General features: G+C 72.4%; 20 protein-coding genes. 9 read left to right on the forward strand and 11 right to left on the reverse strand.

Features of this window, described 5'->3' with window-relative positions:
* Window positions 1–8 precede the first annotated feature (8 nt).
* Together ACQZOG_RS25790 and dnaK are read left to right on the forward strand one after the other, a co-directional pair.
* Window positions 9–755, forward strand: coding sequence for a glycerophosphodiester phosphodiesterase family protein (locus tag ACQZOG_RS25790; protein ID WP_033273721.1), 747 nt, complete (start codon window positions 9–11; stop codon window positions 753–755).
* Window positions 756–853: 98 nt separating this feature from the next.
* Window positions 854–2746 carry a molecular chaperone DnaK gene (gene dnaK, locus ACQZOG_RS25795; RefSeq protein WP_430741849.1) on the forward strand — a complete coding sequence of 631 codons (1893 nt, stop codon included), beginning with the start codon at window positions 854–856 and terminating at the stop codon, window positions 2744–2746.
* 13 nt (window positions 2747–2759) lie between these two features.
* Here dnaK and ACQZOG_RS25800 read toward each other — a convergent pair whose 3' ends face one another.
* A complete protein-coding gene (locus ACQZOG_RS25800; protein WP_033273719.1) occupies window positions 2760–3623 on the reverse strand; it encodes a helix-turn-helix domain-containing protein in 864 nt (287 codons plus the stop codon).
* A gap of 192 nt (window positions 3624–3815) precedes the next feature.
* On the opposite strand from ACQZOG_RS25800, the gene ACQZOG_RS25805 reads away from it, so the two are divergent.
* Complete coding sequence (locus tag ACQZOG_RS25805; protein ID WP_033273718.1) at window positions 3816–4232, forward strand: hypothetical protein; 417 nt, start codon at window positions 3816–3818, stop codon at window positions 4230–4232.
* Here ACQZOG_RS25805 and ACQZOG_RS25810 read toward each other — a convergent pair.
* Complete coding sequence (locus ACQZOG_RS25810; RefSeq protein ID WP_351031250.1) at window positions 4214–5032, reverse strand: helix-turn-helix domain-containing protein; 819 nt, start codon at window positions 5030–5032, stop codon at window positions 4214–4216. The genes ACQZOG_RS25805 and ACQZOG_RS25810 overlap by 19 nt on opposite strands.
* A gap of 126 nt (window positions 5033–5158) precedes the next feature.
* On the opposite strand from ACQZOG_RS25810, the gene ACQZOG_RS25815 reads away from it, so the two are divergent.
* Together ACQZOG_RS25815 and ACQZOG_RS25820 are read left to right on the forward strand one after the other, a co-directional pair.
* Entirely contained in the window at window positions 5159–5464 is a 306-nt protein-coding gene (locus ACQZOG_RS25815) for a 4a-hydroxytetrahydrobiopterin dehydratase (RefSeq protein ID WP_033273716.1), read from the forward strand.
* 5 nt (window positions 5465–5469) lie between these two features.
* Window positions 5470–6213: a class I SAM-dependent methyltransferase gene (locus tag ACQZOG_RS25820; protein ID WP_033273715.1), complete on the forward strand. Its 744-nt coding sequence runs from the start codon at window positions 5470–5472 to the stop codon at window positions 6211–6213.
* Between the two features lie 2 nt (window positions 6214–6215).
* On the opposite strand, the gene ACQZOG_RS25825 is transcribed toward ACQZOG_RS25820, so the two are convergent.
* From ACQZOG_RS25825 to ACQZOG_RS25840, 4 genes are all read right to left on the reverse strand, one after another.
* Window positions 6216–6917 carry a peptidase E gene (locus tag ACQZOG_RS25825; protein ID WP_033273714.1) on the reverse strand — a complete coding sequence of 234 codons (702 nt, stop codon included), beginning with the start codon at window positions 6915–6917 and terminating at the stop codon, window positions 6216–6218.
* Window positions 6914–7471, reverse strand: a complete 558-nt coding sequence (locus tag ACQZOG_RS25830; protein ID WP_058917322.1) for a chloramphenicol phosphotransferase CPT family protein — start codon at window positions 7469–7471, stop codon at window positions 6914–6916. Before ACQZOG_RS25830 ends, ACQZOG_RS25825 begins: the two co-directional genes overlap by 4 nt.
* Window positions 7472–7529: 58 nt before the next feature.
* Window positions 7530–10184, reverse strand: coding sequence for a cellulose binding domain-containing protein (locus tag ACQZOG_RS25835; RefSeq protein WP_430741850.1), 2655 nt, complete (start codon window positions 10182–10184; stop codon window positions 7530–7532).
* Between the two features lie 141 nt (window positions 10185–10325).
* On the reverse strand, window positions 10326–13241 hold the full coding sequence (locus ACQZOG_RS25840) for a glycoside hydrolase family 48 protein (RefSeq protein ID WP_382001259.1): 2916 nt from the start codon (window positions 13239–13241) through the stop codon (window positions 10326–10328).
* 494 nt (window positions 13242–13735) lie between these two features.
* Between ACQZOG_RS25840 and ACQZOG_RS25845 the strand changes: the two genes are divergently transcribed.
* The 3 genes from ACQZOG_RS25845 (at window position 13736) to ACQZOG_RS25855 (ending at window position 17310) form a co-directional block, all read left to right on the forward strand.
* Window positions 13736–15472: a glycoside hydrolase family 6 protein gene (locus ACQZOG_RS25845; protein ID WP_033273710.1), complete on the forward strand. Its 1737-nt coding sequence runs from the start codon at window positions 13736–13738 to the stop codon at window positions 15470–15472.
* A gap of 149 nt (window positions 15473–15621) precedes the next feature.
* A complete protein-coding gene (locus tag ACQZOG_RS25850) occupies window positions 15622–16536 on the forward strand; it encodes a class I SAM-dependent methyltransferase (protein ID WP_430741851.1) in 915 nt (304 codons plus the stop codon).
* 69 nt (window positions 16537–16605) lie between these two features.
* A complete protein-coding gene (locus ACQZOG_RS25855) occupies window positions 16606–17310 on the forward strand; it encodes an SDR family oxidoreductase (RefSeq protein ID WP_033273708.1) in 705 nt (234 codons plus the stop codon).
* A 66-nt stretch (window positions 17311–17376) separates the two neighbouring features.
* Here the strand turns inward: ACQZOG_RS25855 and ACQZOG_RS25860 are convergent, their stop codons facing one another.
* From ACQZOG_RS25860 to ACQZOG_RS25870, 3 genes are all read right to left on the reverse strand, one after another.
* Complete coding sequence (locus ACQZOG_RS25860; RefSeq protein ID WP_051747842.1) at window positions 17377–18168, reverse strand: aldo/keto reductase; 792 nt, start codon at window positions 18166–18168, stop codon at window positions 17377–17379.
* Between the two features lie 125 nt (window positions 18169–18293).
* Complete coding sequence (locus ACQZOG_RS25865; RefSeq protein WP_037642620.1) at window positions 18294–20120, reverse strand: AMP-dependent synthetase/ligase; 1827 nt, start codon at window positions 20118–20120, stop codon at window positions 18294–18296.
* A 319-nt stretch (window positions 20121–20439) separates the two neighbouring features.
* Window positions 20440–21321, reverse strand: a complete 882-nt coding sequence (locus ACQZOG_RS25870; protein ID WP_033273705.1) for a LysR family transcriptional regulator — start codon at window positions 21319–21321, stop codon at window positions 20440–20442.
* Between the two features lie 217 nt (window positions 21322–21538).
* Here ACQZOG_RS25870 and ACQZOG_RS25875 point away from each other — a divergent pair, with 217 nt between their 5' ends.
* Complete coding sequence (locus ACQZOG_RS25875) at window positions 21539–22552, forward strand: bile acid:sodium symporter family protein (protein ID WP_193455803.1); 1014 nt, start codon at window positions 21539–21541, stop codon at window positions 22550–22552.
* Here the strand turns inward: ACQZOG_RS25875 and ACQZOG_RS25880 are convergent.
* Window positions 22488–23714 (reverse strand): DUF4185 domain-containing protein, encoded by a 1227-nt coding sequence (locus tag ACQZOG_RS25880; RefSeq protein ID WP_430741852.1) that lies wholly within the window; start codon window positions 23712–23714, stop codon window positions 22488–22490. The two genes, ACQZOG_RS25875 and ACQZOG_RS25880, sit on opposite strands and share 65 nt — an antisense overlap.
* A gap of 123 nt (window positions 23715–23837) precedes the next feature.
* On the reverse strand, window positions 23838–24686 hold the full coding sequence (fdhD, locus tag ACQZOG_RS25885; RefSeq protein ID WP_033273702.1) for a formate dehydrogenase accessory sulfurtransferase FdhD: 849 nt from the start codon (window positions 24684–24686) through the stop codon (window positions 23838–23840).

Consider the following 24686-nt stretch of genomic DNA (forward strand, 5'->3'; position numbering starts at 1 on the left):
CCGCCGCCATGACATCGCACCGCCCCGCCGTCTCCGCCCACCGTGGAGGCGCCGAGCGCGCCGCCCCGGCCACCTGGGAGGCGTACCGGGACGCGCTCGACTCCGGCGCCGAGTACGTCGAGTTCGACGTGCGGCGCACCGCGGACGGCGTCCTCGTCGTCCACCACGACGCGCGCGTGGCCGGCACCGGACCCTTGCTGTCCACGCTGACCCGCGCCGAGCTGGACGCCCGCGCCGGACACCCGGTGCCGGCCGTCGAGGACGTGATGGAGCTGATCGCGGGGAAGCTGGTCGCCCATCTGGACCTGAAGGAGACCGGTTACGAGCGGGAGCTGCTGGACCGGGCGGTCGCCCTGCTCGGGGAGGACGGGGTCGTCGCCACCACCCTGGAGGACCGCTCCGTCGCCGCCCTCACCGCCGCCCGCCCGCGCGTGCGCACCCTGCTCTCCCTGGGCCGCGACGGCCGGGACCTGGGAAGGCGTCGCCTCGTGCGCACCCGGATCGGCGAACTGCTGCCGCTGCGGCGCGTCCGTGCCTGCGGCGCCCACGGGGTCGCCGTGCACCAGCGGCTGGCCCGCGCCACCGTGCTGCGCGAGGCCGCCCGCGGGGGACTGTTCACGATGGTGTGGACGGTCAACGACGACACGGCGCTGCGCGCCTTCCTCGACGACCCGCGCGTGGACGTCCTGGTCACCGACCGTCCCCGGCGCGCGGTGACGCTGCGGGACCACCCGGACGGCCGCGACGCCCGCTGACTTCCCTCCGCCCGCACACTTGACAAGAGGCCGCTCAAGTTTTGTGCTGGAAGTGTTGGAAGACCGGAGCGGAGCCCTGACGGAAAGGGGTTACAGCGATGGGACGTGCCGTCGGAATCGATCTGGGAACCACGAACTCGGTGGTCGCGGTGCTCGAGGGCGGTGAACCCACCGTCATCGCCAACGCGGAAGGCGCCCGCACCACCCCCTCGGTCGTGGCCTTCGCCAAGAACGGCGAGGTGCTCGTCGGAGAGGTCGCCAAGCGGCAGGCCGTCACCAACGTCGACCGCACCGCCCGCTCGGTCAAGCGGCACATGGGCGACGCCCAGTGGCGGTTCCCCGAGCAGGGCTCCGTCGACGGCACCCGCTACCGGGCGCAGGAACTCTCCTCCCGCGTGCTGCAGAAGCTGCGCCGGGACGCCGAGTCCTACCTCGGCGAGGACGTCACCGACGCCGTCATCACCGTGCCGGCGTACTTCGACGACACCCAGCGGCAGGCCACCAAGGAGGCCGGCGAGATCGCCGGGCTCAACGTGCTGCGCATCATCAACGAGCCCACCGCCGCGGCGCTCGCCTACGGACTGGACAAGGAGAACGACCAGACCGTCCTGGTGTTCGACCTCGGGGGCGGCACCTTCGACGTGTCGCTGCTGGAGATGGGCGAGGGCGTCATCGAGGTGAAGGCCACCAACGGCGACACCCACCTCGGCGGCGACGACTGGGACCAGAGGATCGTGGACTGGCTCGCCAAGCGCTTCAAGGGCCAGTACGGCGTCGACCTGGCGCAGGACAAGATGGCCGTCCAGCGGCTGCGCGAGGCCGCCGAGAAGGCGAAGATCGAGCTGTCGTCGTCCAGTGAGACCACCATCAACCTGCCGTACGTCACCGCCTCCTCGGAGGGCCCGCTGCACCTGGACGAGAAGCTCACCCGGGCCCAGTTCCAGGAGCTCACCCAGGACCTGCTCGACCGCTGCAAGAAGCCCTTCCACCAGGCCGTCGAGGACGCCGGGGTGCGGTTGTCCGACATCGACCACGTCATCCTCGTCGGCGGCTCCACCCGGATGCCCGCCGTGACCGACCTGGTCCGCGAACTGACCGGCAAGGAACCGCACAAGGGCGTCAACCCCGACGAGGTGGTGGCCCTCGGCGCCGCCCTCCAGGCCGGCGTCATCCGTGGCGACGTCAAGGACGTGCTGCTGCTCGACGTCACCCCGCTGTCCCTCGGCATCGAGACCAAGGGCGGCATCATGACGAAGCTGATCGAGCGCAACACCACGATCCCCACCCGGCGTTCGGAGATCTTCACCACCGCCGCCGACAACCAGCCCTCGGTCGGCATCCAGGTCTACCAGGGCGAACGCGAGATCGCCGCGTACAACAAGAAGCTCGGCACGTTCGACCTGACCGGCCTGCCGCCGGCGCCCCGCGGGGTGCCGCAGATCGAGGTGGCGTTCGACATCGACGCCAACGGCATCATGCACGTCTCCGCGAAGGACCTGGGCACCGGCAAGGAACAGAAGATGACCGTCACCGGCGGCTCGGCCCTCCCGAAGGACGACATCGACCGCATGATGCGGGAGGCCGAGCAGTACGCCGAGGAGGACCGCAGGCGCCGGGAGGCCGCCGAGACCCGCAACCAGGCCGAGCAACTCGTCTACCAGACGGAGAAGTTCCTCACCGAGAACAGCGACAAGGTGCCCGGCGACACCAGGTCCGAGGTGGAGTCCGCCGTCGCCGACGTCAAGCGGCTGCTGGAGCAGGAGTCGCCCGACACCGCCGAGCTGCGCACCGCCGTGGAGAAGGTCGCCACGGTCAGCCAGCGCATGGGCCAGGCGATGTACGCGCAGACCGGCGCCGCCGGCACCGGCGCGGCGGCCGGGCCCGGCCCCGCGGACGACGGCGGCGCGTCCCCGGGGGACGACGACGTCGTGGACGCGGAGATCGTCGACGACGACAAGGGAACCGGCGGCCGCCAGGAGGGCGCGGCCTGAGCCCGCGGGCGCCTCACAGGCGCTCGCGGCACTCCCGCAGCAGCTTCTCGGTGCGCCGGGCCGAGGCCGCACGGGCCGTCATGTGGTCCAGCACCTCCAGGTGCACCGAGACCTCCTTGCGGGAGTCCAGGTACAGCGCGCCGGTCAGGTACTCGGTGAACACCATGTCCGGCAGCTCCGGCTCGGCGAACCGGAACAGGGAGAACGGCGCGTACGTCCCCGGGTGCGGCCCGTCCGCGAACTCGGCGACCTGCAGCGTGACCCGGTCCCGCTCCGCGTACTCCAGCAGCTTGTCGAGCTGGTCGCGCATCACCCGGCTGTCGCCGCTCACCGGGCGCCGCAGCACCGTCTCCTCCATCAGCACCCACAGGTGCGGCGGATCGGGACGCTCCAGCAGCTTCTGCCGCTCCATGCGCAGCGCCACGTGCCGCTCGACCGTCTCCGGGCCCGCCGTCCCGATCGTGCCGGCCTCCAGCACGGCGCGCGCGTAGTCCTCCGTCTGGAGCAGTCCGGGGACGAAGTGCGGCTCGTAGGAGCGGATGATCCGGGCGGCGCCCTCCAGGCTGACGTACAGGCTGAACCACTCCGGCAGCACGTCGTGGTACCGCTGCCACCAGCCCGGACGGTTGGCGTCCTCGGCGAGCGTGACGAACGTGTCCGCCTCGCCGTCGGGCACCCCGTAGGCGGTCAGCAGCATCTGGACGTACGGGATCTTCAGGGCGACCTCGGCGGTCTCCATCCGGCGGACGGTGGCCGGCGCCACCCGCAGTATGCGGGCCGCTTCCTCCCGTGAGAGGCCCGCGGCCTCCCGCAACTCGTACAGCCGCCGTCCCAGGACCACCTGGCCCACCGTGGGTGCGGCCCGCCGCTCACTCAACGCCACGCCTCCCCAACGTGCTCGGGCATGCGCTCATCCTGTCATGTCCTACCGAGACTCTCACGAGCCGCAGGTGACCGCCCTTCTCCCGCCGCCCGCCGCATTACCCCGGACGTAATCGACCCGGCCGCGGACGCACGGGATCGTGGACGCACCGAGTCCCGCACCGCTCCCGACGGAGGATGACGCCCCATGTCCACGACCCCGCTGACCGCGCCCGCCCGGACCGGAGCCCCGCTGCGCCGCCTGCTGGCCCTCGACGCCGTGGTGACCGGCGCCAACGCCCTCGCCTACCTCGCCCTGTCCGGGCCGCTCGGCCGGTTCCTCGGCATCGGCTCCGGGCTGCTGCTCGGACTGGGCGCGTTCCTCGCCGTGTACGCGGCCGGCGTGGGCCTGCTGGCCGCCCGGCCGCACCCGCCGACGGCCGGGGTGCGCGGTGTCGTCGAGGCCAACCTCGCCTGGACGGCGGCGAGTTTGCTCGCGCTCGCGCTGTGGCTCTCGCCCACCACCGCGGGCGCGGTGTGGGTGGTGCTCCAGGCACTCGTCGTGGGCGGCCTCGCCCTGGTGCAGCACCAGGCGCTGAAGGCGCGTCAGCCCAGCCAGGTCTGAAGGTACGCGGCCGTCGCCGGGTCCGCCGGGAGCAGCGTCTCCACGGCCAGCTCGGCGACGGTCACGTCCATCGGGGTGTTGAACGTGGCGATGGACGACACGAACGACAGCGTCCGCCCCCGGTGCTCGACCACCATCGGCAGCGCGAAGTACGCCACCGGCTCCGCCGGTTCCTCCTCGCGTCCGGCGGTGTCCGGCACCGGGAACGCCGCCACCTCGTCGTACAGCGCCCGCAGCCGGTCCGAGCGGCGCAGGGCGATGTTCCGCCGCATCTGCTCCAGCAGGTGCCCGCGCCACTCCCGCAGGTTCCGGATCCGCGGTGCCAGCCCCCGCGGGTGCAGGGTGAGCCGCACCGCGTTCAGCGGCGGCGTCAGCAGACTCTCCGGGACGCCCTCGAACAGCGCGAGCACCCCACGGTTGGCCGCCACCACGTCGTACGCCGCGTCCACCACCAGCGCCGGGTACGGCTCGAACCCGCCGATCAGCCGATCGATGCCGGTGCGGACGACCTCCAGCGCCGGGTCGTCCAGCGGGGTCTCCGGGTACCGCGGCGCGTAACCGGCCGCCAGGAGCAGCGCGTTGCGCTCCCGCATCGGCACGTCCAGGTGCTCGGCCAGCCGCAGCACCATCTCCTCGCTGGGCCGGGACCGGCCCGTCTCGACGAAGCTGATGTGCCGGGCGGAGGAGTCGGCGCGCAGGGCCAGCTCGAGCTGGCTGACCCGCCGCCGCTGCCGCCAGGCGCGCAGCAGCGGACCCACGCCCTCGGTGCGGGAGACGGTTTCGGAGGGGGCAGCGGTCATGGCAGGACGGTAGCCGAGGAGCGGCCGCGCGGGGGAGCCGGCCGCCGCCCGCCCCAAGGCACGAGGGGAGCTTCTGTGGCAGCCTGGACGCGCCACGAGAGCCGACCCGGCGAAGGAGCACCGCGCATGCCCGTCGAACCGCTGTCCCGGACGGAGATCGAGTCCCGGCTCGCCGAGCTGCCGGGCTGGACGCTCGACGGCGACCGCCTCACCCGCGCCTACCGGCTGGACTCGCACATCGCGGCGGCGGCCATGGTCGTGCACGTCGCGCGGGTGCAGGACGAGCTGGACCACCACTCCGACCTCACCCTCGGCTACAACACGGTGTCCCTGTCCGTCCAGACCCACAGCGCGGGCGGCGCCGTCACCGGGAAGGACCTCGAGCTCGCCCGCAGGGTGGAGGACCTGGCGCCCGCCCACGGGGCACACTGAGGCGCGTGCTGGACTACGACGAGGAAGCGGAGCGCTACGACGCCCTGCGCGGCGGTGAACCCCGCGCGGCGGCCGCCGCCGAGGCCGTCATGAGCCTCGTCCCGCGGCGGGCGCGACGCCTGCTGGACGTGGCCTGCGGCACCGGCATCGTGACCCGGCTGTTCCCCGCGTCCGGCCCCGGACCGCGGGTCACCGGGGTGGACCTGTCGACGTCGATGACGCGACGCGCCGCCGCACGGCTCCCGGGAGCCGTGGTGCGCGCCGACAGCCGCCGGCTGCCCTTCCGCGACGCGAGCTTCGACGCGGTGGTCAGCGTGTGGCTGCTGCACCTGCTGACCGACCCCGCCGACGTGCGCGCCGTCGTCGCCGAGTGCGCGCGGGTGCTGCGGCCCGGCGGGGTGTACGTCACCACGGTGCACAAGGGGCTGTCGCACAACGTGGGCAGCGACATCGACGCCGTGCTCGCCGAGCGCCCGCCGAGCCCCGTGCCCGACGACCCCGCGACGGTCGCGGCCTGCGCGGCCGGGCACGGACTGGTCCCGGCGGGGGAGGCCCGCTTCCGGGGCCACGGCCAGGGCCGCAGCCCCCGCCGCACGGTGGACGACCTGCGCCGCGGCTGGTTCGTGACCCTCCCGCCCGGTCACCCTCTCGTCGACGAGTTCGCCGCCCGCCTCTCGGCCCTCCCCGACCAGGACCGCCCCCGCCCGGACCCGGTCTTCACGCTGAGGGCGTTCCGCAGGCCGGCGTAGGGTCACCCGCCGAGCGGACGACAGGGCACCGCCTCCTCCACGGCCCCCGTCCCGCCGTCCGCCCGCACCCGGTACAGGCGGGCGTCCGGCGTCCGCGTCACCGCCTCGGTGAGCCGCCCGTCCGTGAAGAGCGCCGCCGCGCCGTCCTCCACCGCCCACCCGGCGGGCAGCGCACCGCGCGCCACGGCCGCCCGGTAGGAGGACCGGCGGCCGGGCTCGCTGTCGTAGTGCGGGCACACCGAGCCGGGCAGCAGCCCCAGCCCGTCCGGGAGATGGGTCAGCGGGCCGTAGGAGTCGGTGTGCGACCCCTCGGCCCAGCAGTTGGCCCCGGCGCTGATCCCGCACAGCAGCGTCCCGCCGGCGTACGCCTCCCGCAGCAGCCGGTCGACACCGTGCACCCGCCAAACGGCCAGCAGGTTCGCGGTGTTGCCGCCGCCGACGTACACGACGTCCTGCGCGAGCAGGAAGTCACGCAGCGCCGCGTCGTCCAACTCGCGCCTGAACAAGGGCAGTACGGACGCCTCGCAGTCCCGCGCCCGGAACGCGTCGAAGAACTTCTCGATGTACCCGGCCGCGTCCCCACTGGCCGTGGGCACGAAGCACACCTTGGGCCGCGAGGCACGCGCATGCCCGAGCACCCAGTCGTCCAGCACCCCGTTCTCGTCCGTGGAGAACCCGCCCCCGAGCAACGCGATCCGGCTCACCGCCCGCCCACTCCCACCGCGGCGCGGAGCCGTTCGAAGGCGGTGGGGGAGGGACGGTGGGGCAGGAAGGCGGCGATGTCGCGGGCGCAGTCCGCCGGGCTCGTCGTGGTCGTGTCGCACTCGACGTCGTACACGCCGTGCGCGTGCACCCGCGCGTACTGCCGGGCGGCGAGGCCCGCCGGGCGGTCGCCCCGCTCCCGCTCGCGCCGCTCGGTCTCCTCCAGCGAGCACCGCACGCCGACCAGGACGACCTGCCGCGGGTCGAACAGCTCCAGGCAGTCGTCCAGCCGCCACTCCTCGCTCAGCACATGGTCGACCACCACGTCGTTCCCCGCCGCGGCCATGCCCGCGACCGCGCGGTGGTACCCCCGCCAGGTGCGGTGCAGCACGTCGGGCAGCCGGTCGGCGTCGATCTCCCGGCTCGTCCGCATCCGGTGGAACGCGTCCACGGGCATGTGGAACCACGGCCCGTCCAGCACCCGCAGCAACTCCCGCGCGATGCTGGACTTGCCCGAACTGGACGTGCCGTTGAGGAAGATGATGCGTCCGTGCATCGAGGTGGCTCCTTCGGGTCGCCGGCGGGGGCGGGACCATCATCCCCGCCGGCGATCTTCAGCGCACCGTGCATGTCCTCCCGCCCAGGGCGAAGGCCGACGGTGTCGCCTCCGTGGCCGGGCCGCTCGCGGTGAAGCCGAAGGCGACCGACGCGCCGGGCGTCACCGTGCGGTTCCAGTCGGCGTCGCGGACCGTCACCGACGTGCCGGACTGTGTGTGCGTGCCGTTCCACAGGTGCGCGATGCGCCGGCCGTCCGGGAAGGTCCAGGTGAGCGACCAGCCGTCCCACGCCGTCGTTCCCGTGTTGGTCAGGCGGACCTCCGCCTGGAAGCCGTCGCCCCACGCGTGCGTGACCCGGTACGTCACCTCGCACGCGCCCGACGGGTCCGGATCGGTGCCGCCGCCCGTGTCCGCCGGGTCGCCGTAGATCACGCCCCGGCCGTTCGTCGCCACGTACACCCGGCCGAAGACCCGCGGGTCGCCGGTGATGGCCGCGCCGGTCCAACCCCACTGGTGCGCATCGTCGTTGACCCGGACCCAGCTCGCGCCCGCGTCCGTGGAGCGGTAGATGCCGCGCACCCCGTCGATCCGCGCGCTGGTGAACAGCGTCGGGTAGGACGCGTCCGGCGCCGCCTTGCCGAAGCCGACGGTGTCCGCCTCCTCGACGCCCGGCAGCTCGGTGAACGTCTCCCCGAAGTCGGTGGAGTGCCACAGCCCGTACGGTCCGCCGGCCGCCCCGCCCGCCAGCCAGATCTCGCCCGCCGTGCCCGGCAGCGCCTTGAACCGCACGCTGTCACCGGCCGGCAGCCCGGTCGCCGACGACGCCTCGAAGGTCGCCCCGCCGTCCCTGCTGACGTAGAAGCGCCCCGACTTGAAGCCGTAGAAGGTCTCCGGGTCCTCCCGGTCCGACTCCACGATCGCGCCCGCCGGGATGCCCTGCGACGCCGACCACGAGGCGCCGAGGCCGGTCGTGTGGTGCACGCCCGCGCCCTCCGGGCTCCACACGAAGCGGCCGCCGTCCGCCGACGCGGCGACCGTGCCACCGCCAGTGACCCCCGAAGGGTCGGTTCCCGCAGCCCAGTGGGCGCCGTTGTCGGTGGAGAACGCCACATGCGGGCCGGAGTCGGCGTGGCCGACGCGGACCACCGTGTCCGGGTCCGACTCCGCGAAGTCCAGGCTCGTCGTCGACGTGAAGTTCGGCCCGGTGAACATCATCGACGGCACCCGGGTCAGGTCCGTGTGCCGGAACCCGCCGATGTCGCCGAGCGCGCTGAGCAGCGGGGCGCCCGACGGGGGAGAGGCCAGGTCGAGGACCGCCGTCTCCTCCAGGCCGCGCACCATCGGCCGGATGGTGAACGGGGTGTCGTCGTCCCAGCGCGTCAGCTCCTCCGTGCCGTAGATCGTCGCACCCGTGCCGTACATCATCCGGTCCGGGTCGAACGGGTCGATCTCCAGCGCCTCCGTCATCCACCCCAGCTTCGGCGTCTGTTCGGGCGGCGCCGGGTCCGCGCCCCAGGTCAGCCACGGCGACGAGGAGACGTCCATGACGTAGCGGTTCTCGCGCTCCGGGTAGGAGGTGTAGCGCCACGCCTGGGTCCAGGTGGCGCCGCTGTCCGTGGAGCGGAAGATCTGCGTGTCGGGCCACCAGGAGCTGTACGCGGTCGCCATCACCGTTCCGGGGTTCTGCCGGTCCACGGTGAGCCCGCTGAAGCCGAAGTAGGTGTCCGCCTCCGCGACCGGGCTGATGTCCGTCCAGGTGCCGGTCGCCGTGGCGTACCGGTACAGCCGCCCCTTGCCGCCGTCGTACGGCCCGCCCGTGTCGCTGTACGCGAGGTAGAGGTGGCCGTTCTCCGCGTCGAGGACGCCCTTGTGCGCCAGGTATCCCGTGGGCTGGCCGGCCAGCCGCTCCCAGGTCGCGCCCGCGTCCGTCGAGCGGTACACGGCGTTCTCCTTGTCGGCGACCCCGACGTACACGGTCCGCGTCGGCGAGCCCGAGGTCCCCGCCGACTCGTCGAACGTCACCCAGACGACGCCCTGGTTGTCCGAGGCGTAGCCACTCTCGTCGTCCGGATCCTCCGCGTAGTTGCCGGGGTTGGGGAAGGAGGCCACCTCCGTCCAGGTGACGCCCGCGTCCGTCGACCGCCACAGGCCGTGGCCGCTGGGCGCGCCCAGGTACAGCACGTCGTTGTCGTGCGGGTCGACCGCCAGGCGCTCACCCATGCCCCGTCCTGGCATGTTGCCGCCGAGCTTGAACGGCAGATCGGTCTTCCGCCAGCTCGCGCCCCGGTCGGCGGAGCGCATCACCGCGCCGTTCCCGGGGTCCCAGTCGTTGGTGTACGTACCGACCGCCGCGTACACCCGGTCGGGGTCGGCGGCGTCCGAGGCGATGCTGACCACGCCCGTGTGACCCCAGTCGTCCCAGCCGACCGAGTCCAGCAGGGGGATCCAGCCGTGCGTCGACTCCTGCCAGCGGTAGGCGCCGCCGATGTCGGTGCGGGCGTACGCCAGGTCCGGTTCGCCGCGGTTGAAGACGATGCCGGGCACGAAACCGCCGCCGTCGATGCGGGCGTTGTGCCAGGTGTAGGTGTCGGCGGCCGGTGAGACGGCGGCGGGGGCCGGGGAGGGCGCGTCGGCGGCCAGGGCGGGCGGCCCGCCGGCGAGCAGTCCGGCCGCCAGGGCGAGCACGGCCGTCAGGACGTGGGTTCTTCGCACGGTGGGGGTGTCCTTCCTCGTGGGGGGAGAAGAAACGGGAGCGTGCGAGGACCGGGCGGCCCCCCGTGCGCGAGGGGACCGCCCGGCCCGCGGGGCCCCGGCGTCAGGTGCCGGGGCCGGTACACGGAGCGTCGGCGGGGACTATTCGAGAAGCTCCGCGTACGCGCCCATGGCCGTGGCGATGTCCGCCTGGGCCCAGAACCGGTGATACGTGAAGACCGGCGCGGCGCCGCCCTCCAGATAGCTCTCGATCTTCGACCAGGCCGGGTCGTCCTTGTAGAAGGAGCGGATCGAGAGGAACGTCGACGAGGAGTCGATCCGGTCGCCGTTCGGCATGGTGCCGGTCCAGCCGGACGGGACGTACACCGGGTCGTCGAAGCGCTCGTAGTCGGTGCGGGTCTCCGGGACGGCGATGCCGAGGTCGTCCTGGTGGTTCTCCCACATGCCGTCCAGCAGCGCCTTCGCCGTGTCCGCCGCCTCGGTGTCACCGGAGCGGGCGGCGTAGTACGTCAGGATCTTGGCGTAGGCGCCGGCCACACCGACGTCGTTGGTGTAGTCGACGACCTCGACGTGCAGCCCGCTGTTGGCGCCCGGCGAGGACGCGTTCCAGGTGTCGGGCTTGCCGGACCACTTCAGCGTGGACGGGAAGAGGAACGACCCGTCCGGGTTGACCGTGGTCTCGGACAGCGCCCAGTCGACCCACTTGTCGAGGACCGACTTGGCGAGCGCGTTGCCCGTCTGGTGGTACACCTCGGCCACCCGCTCCAGCGACCACGCCTGGAAGCCGAACCACTGGTTCGACGGCGGGTCGTGGTACACCGGCTTCTCGTCGTACCACATGCCGTAGAAGGTCGGTGTGCCGGACGGCGGGGTGGTGTAGCGGCCCGCCCAGCTGTTGGTCGCGCCGCCCGCGATGCCGCCCTCGTCGGACTGGAGCCAGCGGTAGAACTCCAGCTGGCGTTGGAAGGACTTGGCCCAGTCCTCCGCGCCCGTCGCCGACTTCGGCTTCAGCGACGCGTGGTTGGCCAGCGCGTACGCGGCGAGCGGGTTCTGGTACCCGCCGTGCGCGTGGCTGGAACCGATGCGCCAGGACCAGCCCGCCGAGGTGTCGGTGGCGCCGCCCCAGGCGTAGTACCAGGAGAGCAGGTAGTGCGAGGCGTCCTTGCCGGTGCCGGCCGGGCAGGACGTGCTGGTGCAGTTGCCGACCTTCTTGAAGTACTTGTCGTACATCGCGTAGCGCAGGTAGTCGCCCATCTTGGCGGCCTTGGCGACGGTCCCGGCGACCTCGCCGCCCTTGCCCTGCTCCTTCGCCCACAGGTCGGCCCAGTACGCCGCCTGCACCGCGCGCGCGTCGGCGTCGGGGGCGTTGGTGAACTTCCACTGCTTGGCGTAGGACGCGTCCTTGGTGAACAGGTCCAGGTAGCCGTTGGTGCCGCCGTACTTGAAGGCGTCACAGGTGGGCTGCGTGACGGTCTCCCACACCGACTCCTGCGGTCCGCGCTGGAAGGTGTTGATGTAGGACGGTCCGGTGTCGGACGGTCCGGCCTCGCACTTCCCCGGCGAGTTGCCGTAGCCGTAGACGTTGTCCACGTCCTGGATCCAGTGCATGCCGTACACGTTGTCGGTGCCGTACGCCGACTTCAGCTCCGCCGCGATCGGGTCACGGCCGACGGAGACATTCGAGTCGAGCTGCGAGGGGTACTCGTCCGGGGTGTCGTGCTCGGGCGCGTACGTCGCCGGCTTCGAGGGGTCGTAGAAGGAGGTGGTCGGCTGGTCGGCGGCGGTCGGGATGGCGTACCGCTCCATCGTCTCCCAGGCGTCGTTGAACCGCGTCCAGTCCCCGGTGATCCTGCCGTACATGGCCTGCAGCCACAGCAGGTAGCTGTACGCCTCCGAGGTGGTCTCGTGACCGTGGTCGGGCGCCTCGACGATCAGCGTCTCGACCGAGTGGTACGGGATGCCCTCGGGGGAGAAGTAGCCGTTCGCCGGGTCGGTGATCTTGTCGTACAGCTCGAGGAAGCGGCCCTCGTACGACTTGGTCGCGCCCAGCTGGGTCACGGTCACCGCGGCCTTGGCGTGGCCGGGCGCCGAGGACTCGAAGACCGCGGAGCCGGTGCCGGAGGCGTCGGCGGCCACGGTCACCCGCTGCGCGGTGCTCCAGTTGGCGGGCGTGAAGGTGAGACTCGCGCCGGAGGACACCGACAGGCCCGAGTTGCCGCTCGCCCGCGCCGTCGTGACGGTGACGTTCCCGCTCGGCTGCTTGGACAGCTTCACCTCGAACGTGCCCGACTCACCCTGCTTCACGCCCAGTTGGGACGGGCTCGCGACCACGGCGGGACCCGAGGCGACGGTGATGCCGACCGGGGTGGAGGAGGCGGAGGCGCCCAGGCTGTCGTAGGCCTTCGCGACCAGCGAGTGGGCGCCGACGGCCAGACCGCCGACCGCCAGCGTGAACGGCGCGGAGGTGTCCGTCCCGAGCAGTTCGGTGTCGTCGTAGAACTCCACCTTGGTGATGGTGGCCTGGTCGGCCGCGGCGGCCGTGGCCTCGAGCGGCACGGTCTCGCCCTGCGAGTAGACCGAGCCGGCCTCCGGGCTGGTCAGCACGGCGATGGGCGGCTGGTGGGCGCCCACGCAGGTGGTGCCGTTGACCGAGAAGGACGTGGGCGCGGTGTTGGTGCCGCTGTAGGAGAACTGGGCGCCGGCGGTGACGGCGGCGCCGGCGGCGATCCGGCCGTTGTGCCCGGCGTTCTTCACGGTGACGGTGGAGCCGGACTGCGACCAGCTGCCGTTCCAGCCGTTCACCAGGCGCTGGTTGCCCGTGTAGTCGTACGTCAGGGTCCAGCCGTCGATGACGTCCGAACCGCGGTTGGTGACGGTCAGGTCGGTGGTGAAGCCCGACCCCCAGTCGTTCGTCTTGTAGTCCACGCTGCACTGAAGGGCCGCCGCCCGGGCGGGGGTGGTACCCGTCGACAGCATCGTCAGCGGCAGTGCGAGAGCGGTCACGGCGACCGCTAAGAGACGGCGCACGCCACCGCGTCTGCGAGGTGGGGGATGCATGGTGCTGGTCCTTCCTGCGACTCGACATGTCAAGGCTTGAACCAGTGGGAGCGCTCCCATAGTGGGGACGGGGTGGTGACCGGTCAACCCTTGGCGCAAGTCGAAAAGATTCGACCCGTCGAGAAACGCCAAAGTCCGCACACCCTCTGTTCTTCATCGTCACTTGGCGCTAGCTTCATGTGCACCAGTGGGAGCGGTTCCATCAGTCGACGCGTCGGTCACGGCGCGTCCGAGCTGCAAGGAGTCGCTCGATGAGCCACCCCCCGCGTTCAGTACTTTTAGCCACCCCCGTGCACGTGTGGAGCACCTGACGCGGGGGCGCTCGTCACCGTGGGATCCCTGTGCCGTCGTGCTGCCCGGAGACGTCCGGCCGGTCACACGGACCCGCCCGTGCGGATCCGGGACGGCATCCCCCACCCCGTAAGGCACCAGGCCGCGCGAACGCCTGCGCGTGCCCGCAAGGAACGCCCCCTACGGATAAGGAAACCCGCACAATGAGTCGCACCAGAACCGCGCTCCTCGCCGCCATGGCGCTGGTCGCCGGCGCCACCGGGTCGGCGATCGCCGCCGTCCCGGGCGACGCCGGCGCGGCCGCCGTCCCCTGCACCGTGGACTACACCGTGCAGAACCAGTGGGACACCGGCTTCACCGCGTCCGTGACGGTCACCAACCACGGCGCCGCGAAGTCGTCGTGGGCGGTGAACTGGACCTACGCCGGCAACCAGAGGGTGACCAGCGGCTGGAACGCCAGGATCACCCAGTCCGGCGCGAGCGTCACGGCGGCCAACGAGTCGTACAACGCCACGCTCGCCAGCGGAGGCTCCGCCACGTTCGGCTTCCAGGGCAGCTACACCGGCAGCAACGCCGTGCCCAGCACCTTCACCCTCGACGGCGTGACCTGCAACGTCGACGACGGCGGCACCGACCCCACGGACCCGACGGATCCGACGGACCCGGAGGACCCGCCCACCCAGGGCGACCGGGTGGACAACCCCTACGACGGCGCCAAGGTGTACGTGAACCCGGAGTGGTCCGCGAACGCCGCCGCCGAGCCGGGCGGCGACGCCATCGCCGACGAGCCGACCGGTGTGTGGCTGGACCGCATCGCCGCCATCGACGGGGCGAACGGCAAGATGGGCCTGCGCGAGCACCTCGACGAGGCGCTGCGCCAGCAGGGCTCCGACGAGCTCGTCTTCCAGGTGGTCATCTACAACCTGCCGGGCCGCGACTGCGCCGCCCTCGCCTCCAACGGCGAGCTGGGCCCGACGGAGATCGACCGCTACAAGACCGAGTACATCGACCCGATCGCGGAGATCCTCTCCGACCCGAAGTACGCGTCGCTGCGGATCGTCACCACGGTCGAGATCGACTCGCTGCCCAACCTGGTCACCAACGTGTCGCCGCGGGCCACCGCCACCGAGAACTGCGACACGATGAAGGCCAACGGCAACTACATCAAGGGCGTCGGCTACGCCCTGAACAAGCTGGGCGACGCGCCCAACGTCTACAACTACGTGGACGCCGGCCACCACGGCTGGCTGGGCTGGGACGACAACTTCGGTCCCTCCGCCGAGCTGTTCAAGCAGGCCGCGACCGCCGAGGGCGCGACCGTGGCCGACGTGCACGGCTTCATCGCCAACACGGCCAACTACAGCGCGCTGAAGGAGGACAACTTCTCCATCGGCGACTCCGTGGGCGGCAAGTCCGTACGCGAGTCGAAGTGGGTCAGCTGGAACCGCTACGTCGACGAGCTGTCGTACGCCCAGGCGCTGCGCCAGGAGCTGGTCTCGCTCGGCTTCGACTCGAACATCGGCATGCTGATCGACACGTCCCGCAACGGCTGGGGCGGTGCGAACCGGCCCACCGGTCCCGGCGCCACCACCGACGTGGACACCTACGTCGACGGCGGCCGCTACGACCGCCGGTACAACACGGGCAACTGGTGCAACCAGGCCGGAGCGGGTCTGGGCGAGCGGCCCCAGGCGTCCCCGGCGGCCGGTATCGACGCCTACGTGTGGATGAAGCCCCCGGGCGAGTCCGACGGCGCGAGCGAGGAGATCGACAACGACGAGGGCAAGGGCTTCGACCGGATGTGCGACCCCACCTACGAGGGCAACCCGCGCAACGACAACAACATGTCGGGCGCCCTTCCGGACGCCCCGGTCTCCGGGCACTGGTTCTCCGCCCAGTTCCAGGAGCTGCTGAAGAACGCCTACCCGCCGGTGTCGTGACCGGCTGACCGCGCGTCCGCCGGGCCCGGCCCCCTCGTGGGACCCGGGTCCGGCGGACCGCCGCCGTTTTGCCGTAACCGCAACATGGTTTGCCCCCGCCCGGTGCGTCGTCGCACGCTGACCGCATCCGAGGGGAGAGGCTGACCACCATGGCGCACCACCACCACGCACCCGGGCACGACGACGAGCACCGATCCGAGAACGCGCACGCGCACGACCACGAGCACCTCGACTGGGCCGAGCTGGCGCCCCTGCTGGAGAGCCAGGCCGAACTGTTCACCCCGCTGTACGAGCACGCCCTGGCCTGGCTGGCCAAGGAGGTCACCGACCCCGGGCTGATCGTGGACGCCGGCAGCGGACCCGGCGTGATCTCCGGCCTGTTCGCCGAGACCTTCCCGGGCGCCCGGATCGTGGCCGTCGACGGCTCGGAACCGCTGCTGGAGCGGGCCCGCGCCCGCGCCGAACGCCTCGGCGCCGGCGACCGCTTCGCCACCCTGACCGGCGACATGCCGGGCGTGCTGGCCGAGCTGGACTACCCGGCGGACCTGCTGTGGGCCAGCCGCAGCATCCACCACCTCGGCGACCAGGGCGCCGCGCTCACGGCCTGCGTCGAACGGCTCGCGCCCGGCGGCACGCTCGCCGTGATGGAGGGCGGACTGCCCTCCCGCTTCCTGCCCCGCGACATCGGCTTCGGCCGCCCCGGCCTCCAGGCCCGCATCGACGCCGTGGAGGAGGACCGCTTCAGCCGCATGCGGGAGGAACTGCCCGGCTCGGTGGCCCAGGCGGAGGACTGGCCCGCCCTGCTCACCGCGGCCGGCCTGCACCACACCCGCTCGCGCACCTTCCTCCTCGACCTCCCGGCCCCCGTTCCGGACCGCGCCCGCGCCTACGTCGTCGAGTCCCTCACCCGCACCCGCGACCTGCTCGGCGAGTACCTGGAAGCCGACGACTGCGCCACCCTGGACCGCCTCGTCGACCCGGACGACCCGGCGAGCGTCCACCACCGCCCGGACGTCTTCGTCCTGGCGGCCCACACGGTCCATTCGGGGGTACGGCCGGTGTGACCCCTTGACCTCGACAGCGCTCCAAGTGATGGACTCCCCGGCACACCACGAGACGACAGGGGAGTTCCCATGACCGAGGACACGCGGGTCACGCTCGTCACCGGAGGCGGCACCGGCATCGGCGCCGCCGTGGCGCGGCGGCTGCTGGAGGCGGGGGAGGCGGTCGCCGTCACCGGCCGGCGGGAGGAGCGGCTGCACGCGTTCGCCAAGGAACTCGGGGAGCCCCAGCGGCTGTTGACGCTCCCCGGGAACGCGGCCGACTACGCCGACGTGAGCGGCGCCGTCGACACCGTGCTGGCACGGTTCGGGCGGCTGGACGCCGTCGTCGCCAACGCCGGGTACGCCACGCACGACTCCGTCGCCGACGGCGACCCCGCCGGGTGGACGGACATGGTGCTCACCAACGTGCTGGGCCCCGCCCTGCTGATCCGGGCCTCCGTCGACGCGCTCCGGCGCAGCGGCGGGCGGATCGTGCTGGTGGGCAGCGTCGCCGGGTTCGTGCCCACGCCCGGCAATCTGTACGGCGCCACCAAGTACGCGGTGACCGGGCTCGCCGAGAACACGCGGCGACAGGTCACCGACTGGGGGATCGGGGTGACGCTGGTCGCGCCGGGCCGGGTGGAGACGCCGTTCTGGGCCGAGCAGGACGTGACGTCACTGGGGCGCATGCTCACCGCCGACCAGATCGCCGGGTCGGTGGTGTGGGCGCTCGGCCAGCCGGCGGGGGTGGACGTGAACACCGTGGTCGTCCGGCCTCTGGGGCAGCCCAACTGACCGGTGCGCGAACGCCGGTGGCCGGCCACCCGTCACCGCGGGGGCCGGCCACCGGCGTGCGGGCCGTCAGGCCTGGTTGAACTCGGCGGGGTGCAGACCGGTCCGCCGGTCCTCGTTCAGCGCGCTGATCGCCGCCAGGTCCTCGTCGTCCAGGGTGAACCCGAAGACGTCGATGTTCTCCTTGATGCGGGACGGCGTCACCGACTTGGGGATGACGATGTTGCCCAGCTGGAGGTGCCAGCGCAGCACCACCTGGGCGGGCGTGCGGCCGTGCTTCTGCGCGATGGCCACGAGGGCCGGGATCTCCAGGATGCCCTTGCCGGAGCCGAGCGGGGACCAGGCCTCGGTGGCGATGCCCTGCTCCGCGTGGTACTCGCGGGAGGCGGCCTGCTGGAGGTGCGGGTGCAGCTCGATCTGGTTGACCGCCGGGACGACCGACGTCTCCCCGATCAGCCGCTCCAGGTGCTCCGGCAGGAAGTTGGACACGCCGATCGCGCGCACCCGTCCGTCCGACAGCAGCTTCTCGAACGCCTTGTACGTGTCGACGTACAGGTCGCGGGCCGGGGTGGGCCAGTGGATGAGGTACAGGTCGACGTAGTCGAGGCCGAGCTTCGACAGCGAGGTGTCGAAGGCCTTCAGGGTGGAGTCGTACCCGTGGTCGCTGTTCCACACCTTGGTGGTGACGAAGATGTCCTCACGGGGGACGCCCGACCGCGCGACGGCCTTGCCGGTGCCCTCCTCGTTGCCGTAGATCGCGGCCGTGTCGATGCTGCGGTAGCCGGCCTCCAGCGCCGTCGCCACGGCCGTCTCGGCCTCCGCGTCCGGTACCTGCCAGACGCCGAACCCGAGCTGGGGCATCTCGACGCCGTTGTTCAGGGTGATCGGGGGGACCTTGCTCACGAGCTCTCGATCCTTAGGTTGTGGTCAGGTGATACCCCCATCGTCAACGATCACGGCCCCCGCCGCATTCCTGACCGCGGAATTCACGCCCGGTACAGTGCCTCGACCTCGTCGGTGTACGCCTTCTCGATGGCCTTGCGCTTCAGCTTCAGCGACGGGGTGAGCAGCCCGTGCTCCTCGGTGAACGGCTGCGCCAGGATGCGGAAGGTGCGGATCGACTCGGCCTGCGAGACCAGGGTGTTGGCCGCGACCACCGCGCGCCGCACCTCCGTCTCCAGATCCGGGTCGCGCACCAGTTCGGCCGGGGAGAGCTGAGGCTTCCCCCGCATGGCCAGCCAGTGCTCGACCGCCTCCTGGTCCAGGGTGACCAGCGCGGCCACGTACGGACGGTCGTTGCCGACCACGATGCACTGGTTGACCAGCGGATGGTCGCGCACCCGCTCCTCCAGCCCGCCCGGCGAGACGCTCTTGCCGCCGGACGTCACCAGGATCTCCTTCTTCCGCCCGGTGATGGTCAGATAGCCGTCCTCGTCCACGGACCCCAGGTCGCCGGTGGCGAGCCAGCCGTCGTGCAGCGTCTCGTCGGTGGCCTTCGGGTTGTTGAGGTAGCCCTGGAAGACGTTCTCGCCGTGCAGCCAGATCTCGCCGTCGTCCGCGATGTGCACGCTCACCCCGGGGATCGGCTGTCCGACCGTGCCGTAACGGGTGCGTTCCGGCGGGTTGGCGGTGGCCGCGGCGGTCGACTCGGTCAGCCCGTACCCCTCGTAGATGTGCACGCCGGCGCCCGCGAAGAACAGGCCGAGGCGCCGGTCCATCGCCGAGCCGCCGGACATGGCGTGCCGGATCCTGCCGCCCATCGCGGTACGGATCTTGGAGTACACGAGCTTGTCGAACAGCTGGTGCTGCATCCGCAGCCCCGCGGACGGGCCGGGACCGGTGCCCCAGGCTCTCGCCTCCATCGCGTCGGCGTACCGCACGGCCACGTCGACCGCCTTCTCGAACGGGCCCGCGCGCCCCTCCCGCTCGGCCTTGCGCCGCGCCGCGTTGAACACCTTCTCGAAGATGTACGGCACGGCCAGGATGAACGTCGGCCGGAAAGCGGCCAGATCGGGCATCAGCGCGGCCGCGTTGAGCTGCGGCTGGTGGCCGAACTTCACCTTGCCGCGGATCGCCGCGACCTCCACCATCCGCCCGAAGACGTGCGCCAGCGGCAGGAACAGCAGTGTCGACGCCTCGTCGCCCCGCTTGGAGTGGAACACCGGCTCCCAGCGCTCGATGACGGTGTCCGCCTCGTACATGAAGTTGCCGTGCGTCAGGACGCAGCCCTTGGGGCGGCCGGTGGTGCCCGAGGTGTAGATGATCGTCGCCACCGACTCGGGGGTGACCGCCCTGCGGTGCCGGTGCACCACGTCGTCCTCGAGGTGGGCGCCCGCGTCGTACAGCTCCTGCACCGCGCCCGCGTCCAGCTGCCACAGCCGGCGCATCCGCGGCAGGCGGTCGATGACCGTCGCGATGGTCATCGCGTGGTCCTCGTGCTCCACGATCGCCGCCGACACCTCAGCGTCGTGCAGCATCCACGAGCACTGCTCGGCCGACGAGGTCGGGTAGACGGGGACGACCTGGGCGCCGACCGACCACAGCGCGAAGTCGAAGAGCGTCCACTCGTACCGGGTGCGGGACATGATCGCGACGCGGTCGCCGAACCGGATCCCGCTCGCCAGCAGGCCCTTCGCCAGGGCGAGCACCTCGTCACGGAACTCGGCGGAGGTCACGTCGCGCCAGTGGCCGTCGTCGTCCTTGCGGCCGAGCGCGGCCCGCAGCGGCTCCTCCTCGGCGTACTGGAACACCACGTCGGCCAGACCGCCCACCGTGGGCGCCTGTGACAACGGAGGGTTGGTGAACTCGCGCAATCCCGCTCCCCGCTTCCTGGCGCTCGGACCGGTGCGGCAACACCGTCGTCCCGCACAGCGCGGTGAAAGCTACCCCACGGGTTCCAGGGGCGGGAGGGGGTCGAAAACCGCGCAAAGGGCGCGACACCGTCGATCGGTGAAGGAGAAATCTCGCAAGCGGGTAGGGTCCGGGCACAATCCTGACGGCGGAGTAAGTTTCGGTGCCGCAATCTCCACGGAATCTGTACGTCCCCATGGCCGGCGCATGGGGGGCGCGACGGCCTCCACCCAGCTCAGCGCACGGGCCGCCCGGACCGTCACCCCTCCGCGGACGTCGCCGTCACCCCTGTCCGCCGCGGTGCAGCCGGTCGCCGCCCGCCAGGATCGCCGCCGCGAGCGCGTCCGCCGCGCCCTGCGCCGAGGGCCGGCGCCGGCCGTGCACCACCACGAAGTCCACCGAGCCCGGCTCCGGCAGCCCCGCCCGCTCCGGCATCCGCACCAGCCCCGGCGGGACCAGCCCGCGCGCGTGCACCATCACCCCGAGCCCCGCCCGAGCCGCCGCGAGGAGCCCGTTGAGGCTGCCGCTGCTGCACACGATCCGCCACTGCCGGCCGTCCCGCTCCAGCGCCCGCAGCGCCAGGGCCCTGGTGATGCCCGGCGGCGGGTAGACGATCAGCGGCACCGGGCGGTGCGGATCGAGCCGCAGGCCCGGCGCGCCGATCCACACCAGCTCGTCCTGCCACACCAGCCGGTGCGGGTCCGGACGCGGGTCCTCCGGCCGCCGCTTGGCCAGCACCAGGTCCAGTCGGCCCGCCGCGAGCTGCTCGTGCAGGGTGCCCGACAGCTCGACCGTCAGCTCCAGATCGACCTCCGGGTGCTCGTGCCGGAACCGTTCGAGGATCTCCGGCAGCCGGGTCAGCACGAAGTCCTCGGACGCCCCGAACCGCAGCCGCCCGCGCAGCCGGGTGCCGGTGAAGAACTGCGCCGCCTGCTCGTGCACGTCGAGGATGCGGCGCGCGAAGCCGAGCATCGCCTCGCCGTCCTCGGTCAGCTCCACGGAGTGGGTGTCCCGGGTGAACAGCTGCCGCCCGGTGGCCTCCTCCAGCCGCCGCACGTGCTGGCTCACCGTCGACTGGCGCAGCCCCAGCCGCCGGGCCGCCTGCGTGAAGCTCAGCGTCTGCGCCACGGACAGGAAGGTCCGCAGGTGGGTCGGCTCGTACATGCCCGGCAGCCTACTCCGGTCATCATGAACACCGATCACAGTGAGAGCGGTGTACGGGATTCCCGATCACGGACCGGAGGAGCAGGATGGAGCGGGGACCCCTTGTCCCCGGCCGCCCGGGGCACCCGCTCCGGAGGACCGCACCGCCGAGCACACACCCGAGCACACACACCCGAGCACGTGGAGCACCGTGAAACGCCCGCACTGGCCGCGCTGGATGCCGATCGACCCGTACATCACGCTCCTGCTCGGCACGGTGGGTGTGGCCGCGCTGCTGCCCGCCCGGGGCACCGGCGCGGACGTCGCCTCCGGCGCCTCGACCGCGGCGATCGCGTTCCTCTTCTTCCTCTACGGCGCTCGTCTCTCCACCCGTGAGGCGCTCGACGGGCTCAAGCACTGGCGGCTCCACGTCACCGTCCTGGCCTGCACGTTCGTCGTCTTCCCGCTGCTGGGCCTGGCCTCCCGCGGACTCGTCCCGGTGTTCCTCGACGACCCGCTGTACCAGGGGCTGCTGTTCTGCACCCTGGTCCCGTCCACCATCCAGTCGTCGATCGCGTTCACCTCGATCGCCCGTGGCAACGTGCCCGCCGCGATCTGCGCCGGCTCGTTCTCCTCGCTGGCCGGCATCGTCCTCACCCCGCTGCTCGCCGCGGCGCTGCTCGGCGGCAGCGCGGGCGGCTTCTCCGGCGACTCGGTCGTGAAGATCGTGCTCCAGCTGCTGGTGCCGTTCCTCGCCGGGCAGTTCACCCGACGCTGGATCGGCGGCTTCGTCGCCCGCCACCGCAAGGTGCTGGGGCTCGTGGACCGCGGCTCCATCCTGCTCGTCGTCTACACCGCGTTCAGCGAGGGCATGGTGCAGGGCGTCTGGGGCCAGGTCAGCCCCGGCCGGCTCGGCGGACTGCTCGTCGTCGAGGCCGTGCTGCTCGCCGTGATGCTGGCGCTCACCTGGTACGGCGCCAAGGGCCTCGGCTTCGGCCGGGAGGACCGCATCGCCATCCAGTTCGCCGGGTCGAAGAAGTCGCTGGCCGCCGGACTGCCCATGGCGAGCGTGCTGTTCGGCGCGCACGCCTCGCTGGCCGTGCTGCCGCTGATGCTCTTCCACCAGATGCAGCTCATGGTGTGCGCGGTCATCGCCAAGCGCCGCTCCAAGGACCCCCTCCCGGAGGTCACCGCGGAGGACCGAGCCGCACCGTCACGAACCGAGGCCGGTACAGCGACACGTTCCGGCTGAGCATCGCCGCCGCCGCGGACGTCTCCAGCCAGTTCACGTCGTGGCTCAGCACCAGCCGCCCGTCCCGGCTCAGCCCGGGGTGGGCCTGCGGGTTGTAGGCGGCGGTGCCGGGCGCGGGCAGCGCGGGGGTGAACCCGCCCGCCGGACCGTGCCACGGCCCTGCCGGGGAGCACGCCCAGTACGCCGTCACCGCCGCCAGACCCTCCGCGCCGGCCGCCATGGTCAACAGCACGTACGTCCCCTCGTCCCGCGTCACCGTGAAGGCACTGCCCACCCCGGTGCGCCGCCCGTCGCCCAGCACCGGCGCCGGACGGGCCCGCGCACGCCAGCCCGAGCCGTCCCAGAACTCCCAGGCGGCCGGGTCGGCGAGACCTCCCTCGGGCACCCGCGCCACATGGGCGTGCGAGGCCGGCCGGGCCGCGGGGCGCCCGTCGTCACCGCCGAACACGTACGTCCAGCCGTCCTCCTCGACCAGGGTGGTCCCGAACAGGACGCGGCGGGAGAGGTCGCCCACCTCCCGCTGGTCCAGCACCGTGGTCACCGACTCCAGGCGCAGGGCGGGCAGGGAGAGCGTGGCGACCTCGGTGGCCACCGGCTCCCCGTAGATCCACGGAGGAGCGGCGTGCCGGCGCACCCACAGCAGCACCCGCAGCACCCGCTCGGACGCGCCGGGGGAGCGGGCCTCGACCCGGGCGGCGACCGGCCAGCGCCAGCTGCCCGGGGCCGGGTCGGGGAAGAGCGGGGCGGGGAATGTGGACTCGGGCCTGCCGTCGCGCATCACCACCGCCGAGTTCCGCACCAGCGGCGCGGTGCCGTCCCGCCACACGTACGGCTCCCCCGCCGGGTTGGGCGGCCGGTGCACCCGGCCCAGGAAGGTGTCGGAGAACAGCCACAGCAGCCGCCCGTCCGGCAGCCGCACCGAGTGCGTGCCGTCCCCGCCGGTCCAGTCGTCGGTCCGGGCGTCGTCGTCGCCGTACCGGGCGAAGGCGGAGGTGAGCCGCGGCTCGGGAGCCCAGGAGACGACCGTTCGGGGCGCACACCCCGCGTCGCCGCCGTCGCCCTCCGACCGGGCGGTGACCAGCACGGCCCCGAGGACCAGGACCAGCACCGCGGCGATCCCGGTCCCCGTCCGCCGCCGTATGCGTACGGTGTCGCCGGGCACGCCGGGTGACGTTAGCGGCAGCGGGCGCGCCGGTCCACGGGGCCTCGGCCGAGGCGGGGCCCCGCGGCGCAGGGGGCGCTCCCCGCCGGTGGGGCCCCGCCGCCGTGCAGCGAGGGGGTGCGGTCAGGCCCGGACGGCCGCGGCCCGCAGGGCGATCCGCTCCTCACCCGCGTACACGTTCATGGAACTGCCCCGCAGGAAGCCCACCAGGGTCATGCCGGTCTCCGCCGCCAGGTCCACGGCCAGCGAGGACGGCGCCGACACCGCCGCCAGCACGGGGATGCCGGCCATGACCGCCTTCTGCGCCAGCTCGAACGAGGCCCGGCCGGAGACCATGAGGACCGTCCGCGAGAGCGGCAGGTCCCCGTTCTGCAGGGCGCGGCCGACCAGTTTGTCGACCGCGTTGTGCCGGCCCACGTCCTCCCGCACGTCGAGGAGCTCGCCGTGCTCGTCGAACAGGGCCGCCGCGTGCAGCCCGCCGGTGCGGTCGAAGACCCGCTGGGCCGCCCGCAGCCGGTCCGGCAGCTCGGACAGCAGCTCGGGCGTCACCCGCAGCGGCGGAGTGTCCGCGATCGGGTGACGGGTCGTGGTGCGCACCGCGTCCAGGCTGGCCTTGCCGCACAGACCGCACGACGAGGTGGTGTAGACGTTGCGCTCCAGCGTGATGTCCGGGATCTCCACCCCGGGCGCGGTCGCCACGTCGACCACGTTGTACGTGTTCGAGCCGTCGGCCGTCGCCCCGGCGCAGTAGACGATGTTCCGCAGGTCCGAGGCCGCCGCCAGCACGCCCTCGCTGACCAGGAAGCCGGCCGCCAGCGCGAAGTCGTCGCCCGGGGTGCGCATGGTGATCGCCAGGGGCTTGCCGTTCAGCCGGATCTCCAAGGGCTCCTCGGCGACGAGCGTGTCCGGGCGGGTGGAGACCGCCCCGTCCCGGATGCGGATCACCTTGCGTCGTTCCGTGACTCGTCCCAT

Origin of the sequence: Streptomyces sp. P13-3-3 (assembly GCF_050571355.1) — a bacterium.
Taxonomy (GTDB): Bacteria; Actinomycetota; Actinomycetes; order Streptomycetales; family Streptomycetaceae; genus Streptomyces; species Streptomyces althioticus.

Coding starts and splice junctions, on each gene's coding strand:
- ACQZOG_RS25790 (WP_033273721.1), top strand. CDS start 9: ATGACATCGCACCGCCCCGCCGTCTCCGCCCACCGTGGAGGCGCCGAG.
- ACQZOG_RS25815 (WP_033273716.1), top strand. CDS start 5,159: ATGCCCGTCGAACCGCTGTCCCGGACGGAGATCGAGTCCCGGCTCGCC.
- fdhD (WP_033273702.1), bottom strand. CDS start 24,686: ATGGGACGAGTCACGGAACGACGCAAGGTGATCCGCATCCGGGACGGG.
- ACQZOG_RS25855 (WP_033273708.1), top strand. CDS start 16,606: ATGACCGAGGACACGCGGGTCACGCTCGTCACCGGAGGCGGCACCGGC.
- ACQZOG_RS25870 (WP_033273705.1), bottom strand. CDS start 21,321: ATGTACGAGCCGACCCACCTGCGGACCTTCCTGTCCGTGGCGCAGACG.
- dnaK (WP_430741849.1), top strand. CDS start 854: ATGGGACGTGCCGTCGGAATCGATCTGGGAACCACGAACTCGGTGGTC.
- ACQZOG_RS25845 (WP_033273710.1), top strand. CDS start 13,736: ATGAGTCGCACCAGAACCGCGCTCCTCGCCGCCATGGCGCTGGTCGCC.
- ACQZOG_RS25805 (WP_033273718.1), top strand. CDS start 3,816: ATGTCCACGACCCCGCTGACCGCGCCCGCCCGGACCGGAGCCCCGCTG.
- ACQZOG_RS25830 (WP_058917322.1), bottom strand. CDS start 7,471: ATGCACGGACGCATCATCTTCCTCAACGGCACGTCCAGTTCGGGCAAG.
- ACQZOG_RS25860 (WP_051747842.1), bottom strand. CDS start 18,168: ATGCCCCAGCTCGGGTTCGGCGTCTGGCAGGTACCGGACGCGGAGGCC.
- ACQZOG_RS25840 (WP_382001259.1), bottom strand. CDS start 13,241: ATGCATCCCCCACCTCGCAGACGCGGTGGCGTGCGCCGTCTCTTAGCG.
- ACQZOG_RS25875 (WP_193455803.1), top strand. CDS start 21,539: ATGCCGATCGACCCGTACATCACGCTCCTGCTCGGCACGGTGGGTGTG.
- ACQZOG_RS25850 (WP_430741851.1), top strand. CDS start 15,622: ATGGCGCACCACCACCACGCACCCGGGCACGACGACGAGCACCGATCC.
- ACQZOG_RS25810 (WP_351031250.1), bottom strand. CDS start 5,032: ATGACCGCTGCCCCCTCCGAAACCGTCTCCCGCACCGAGGGCGTGGGT.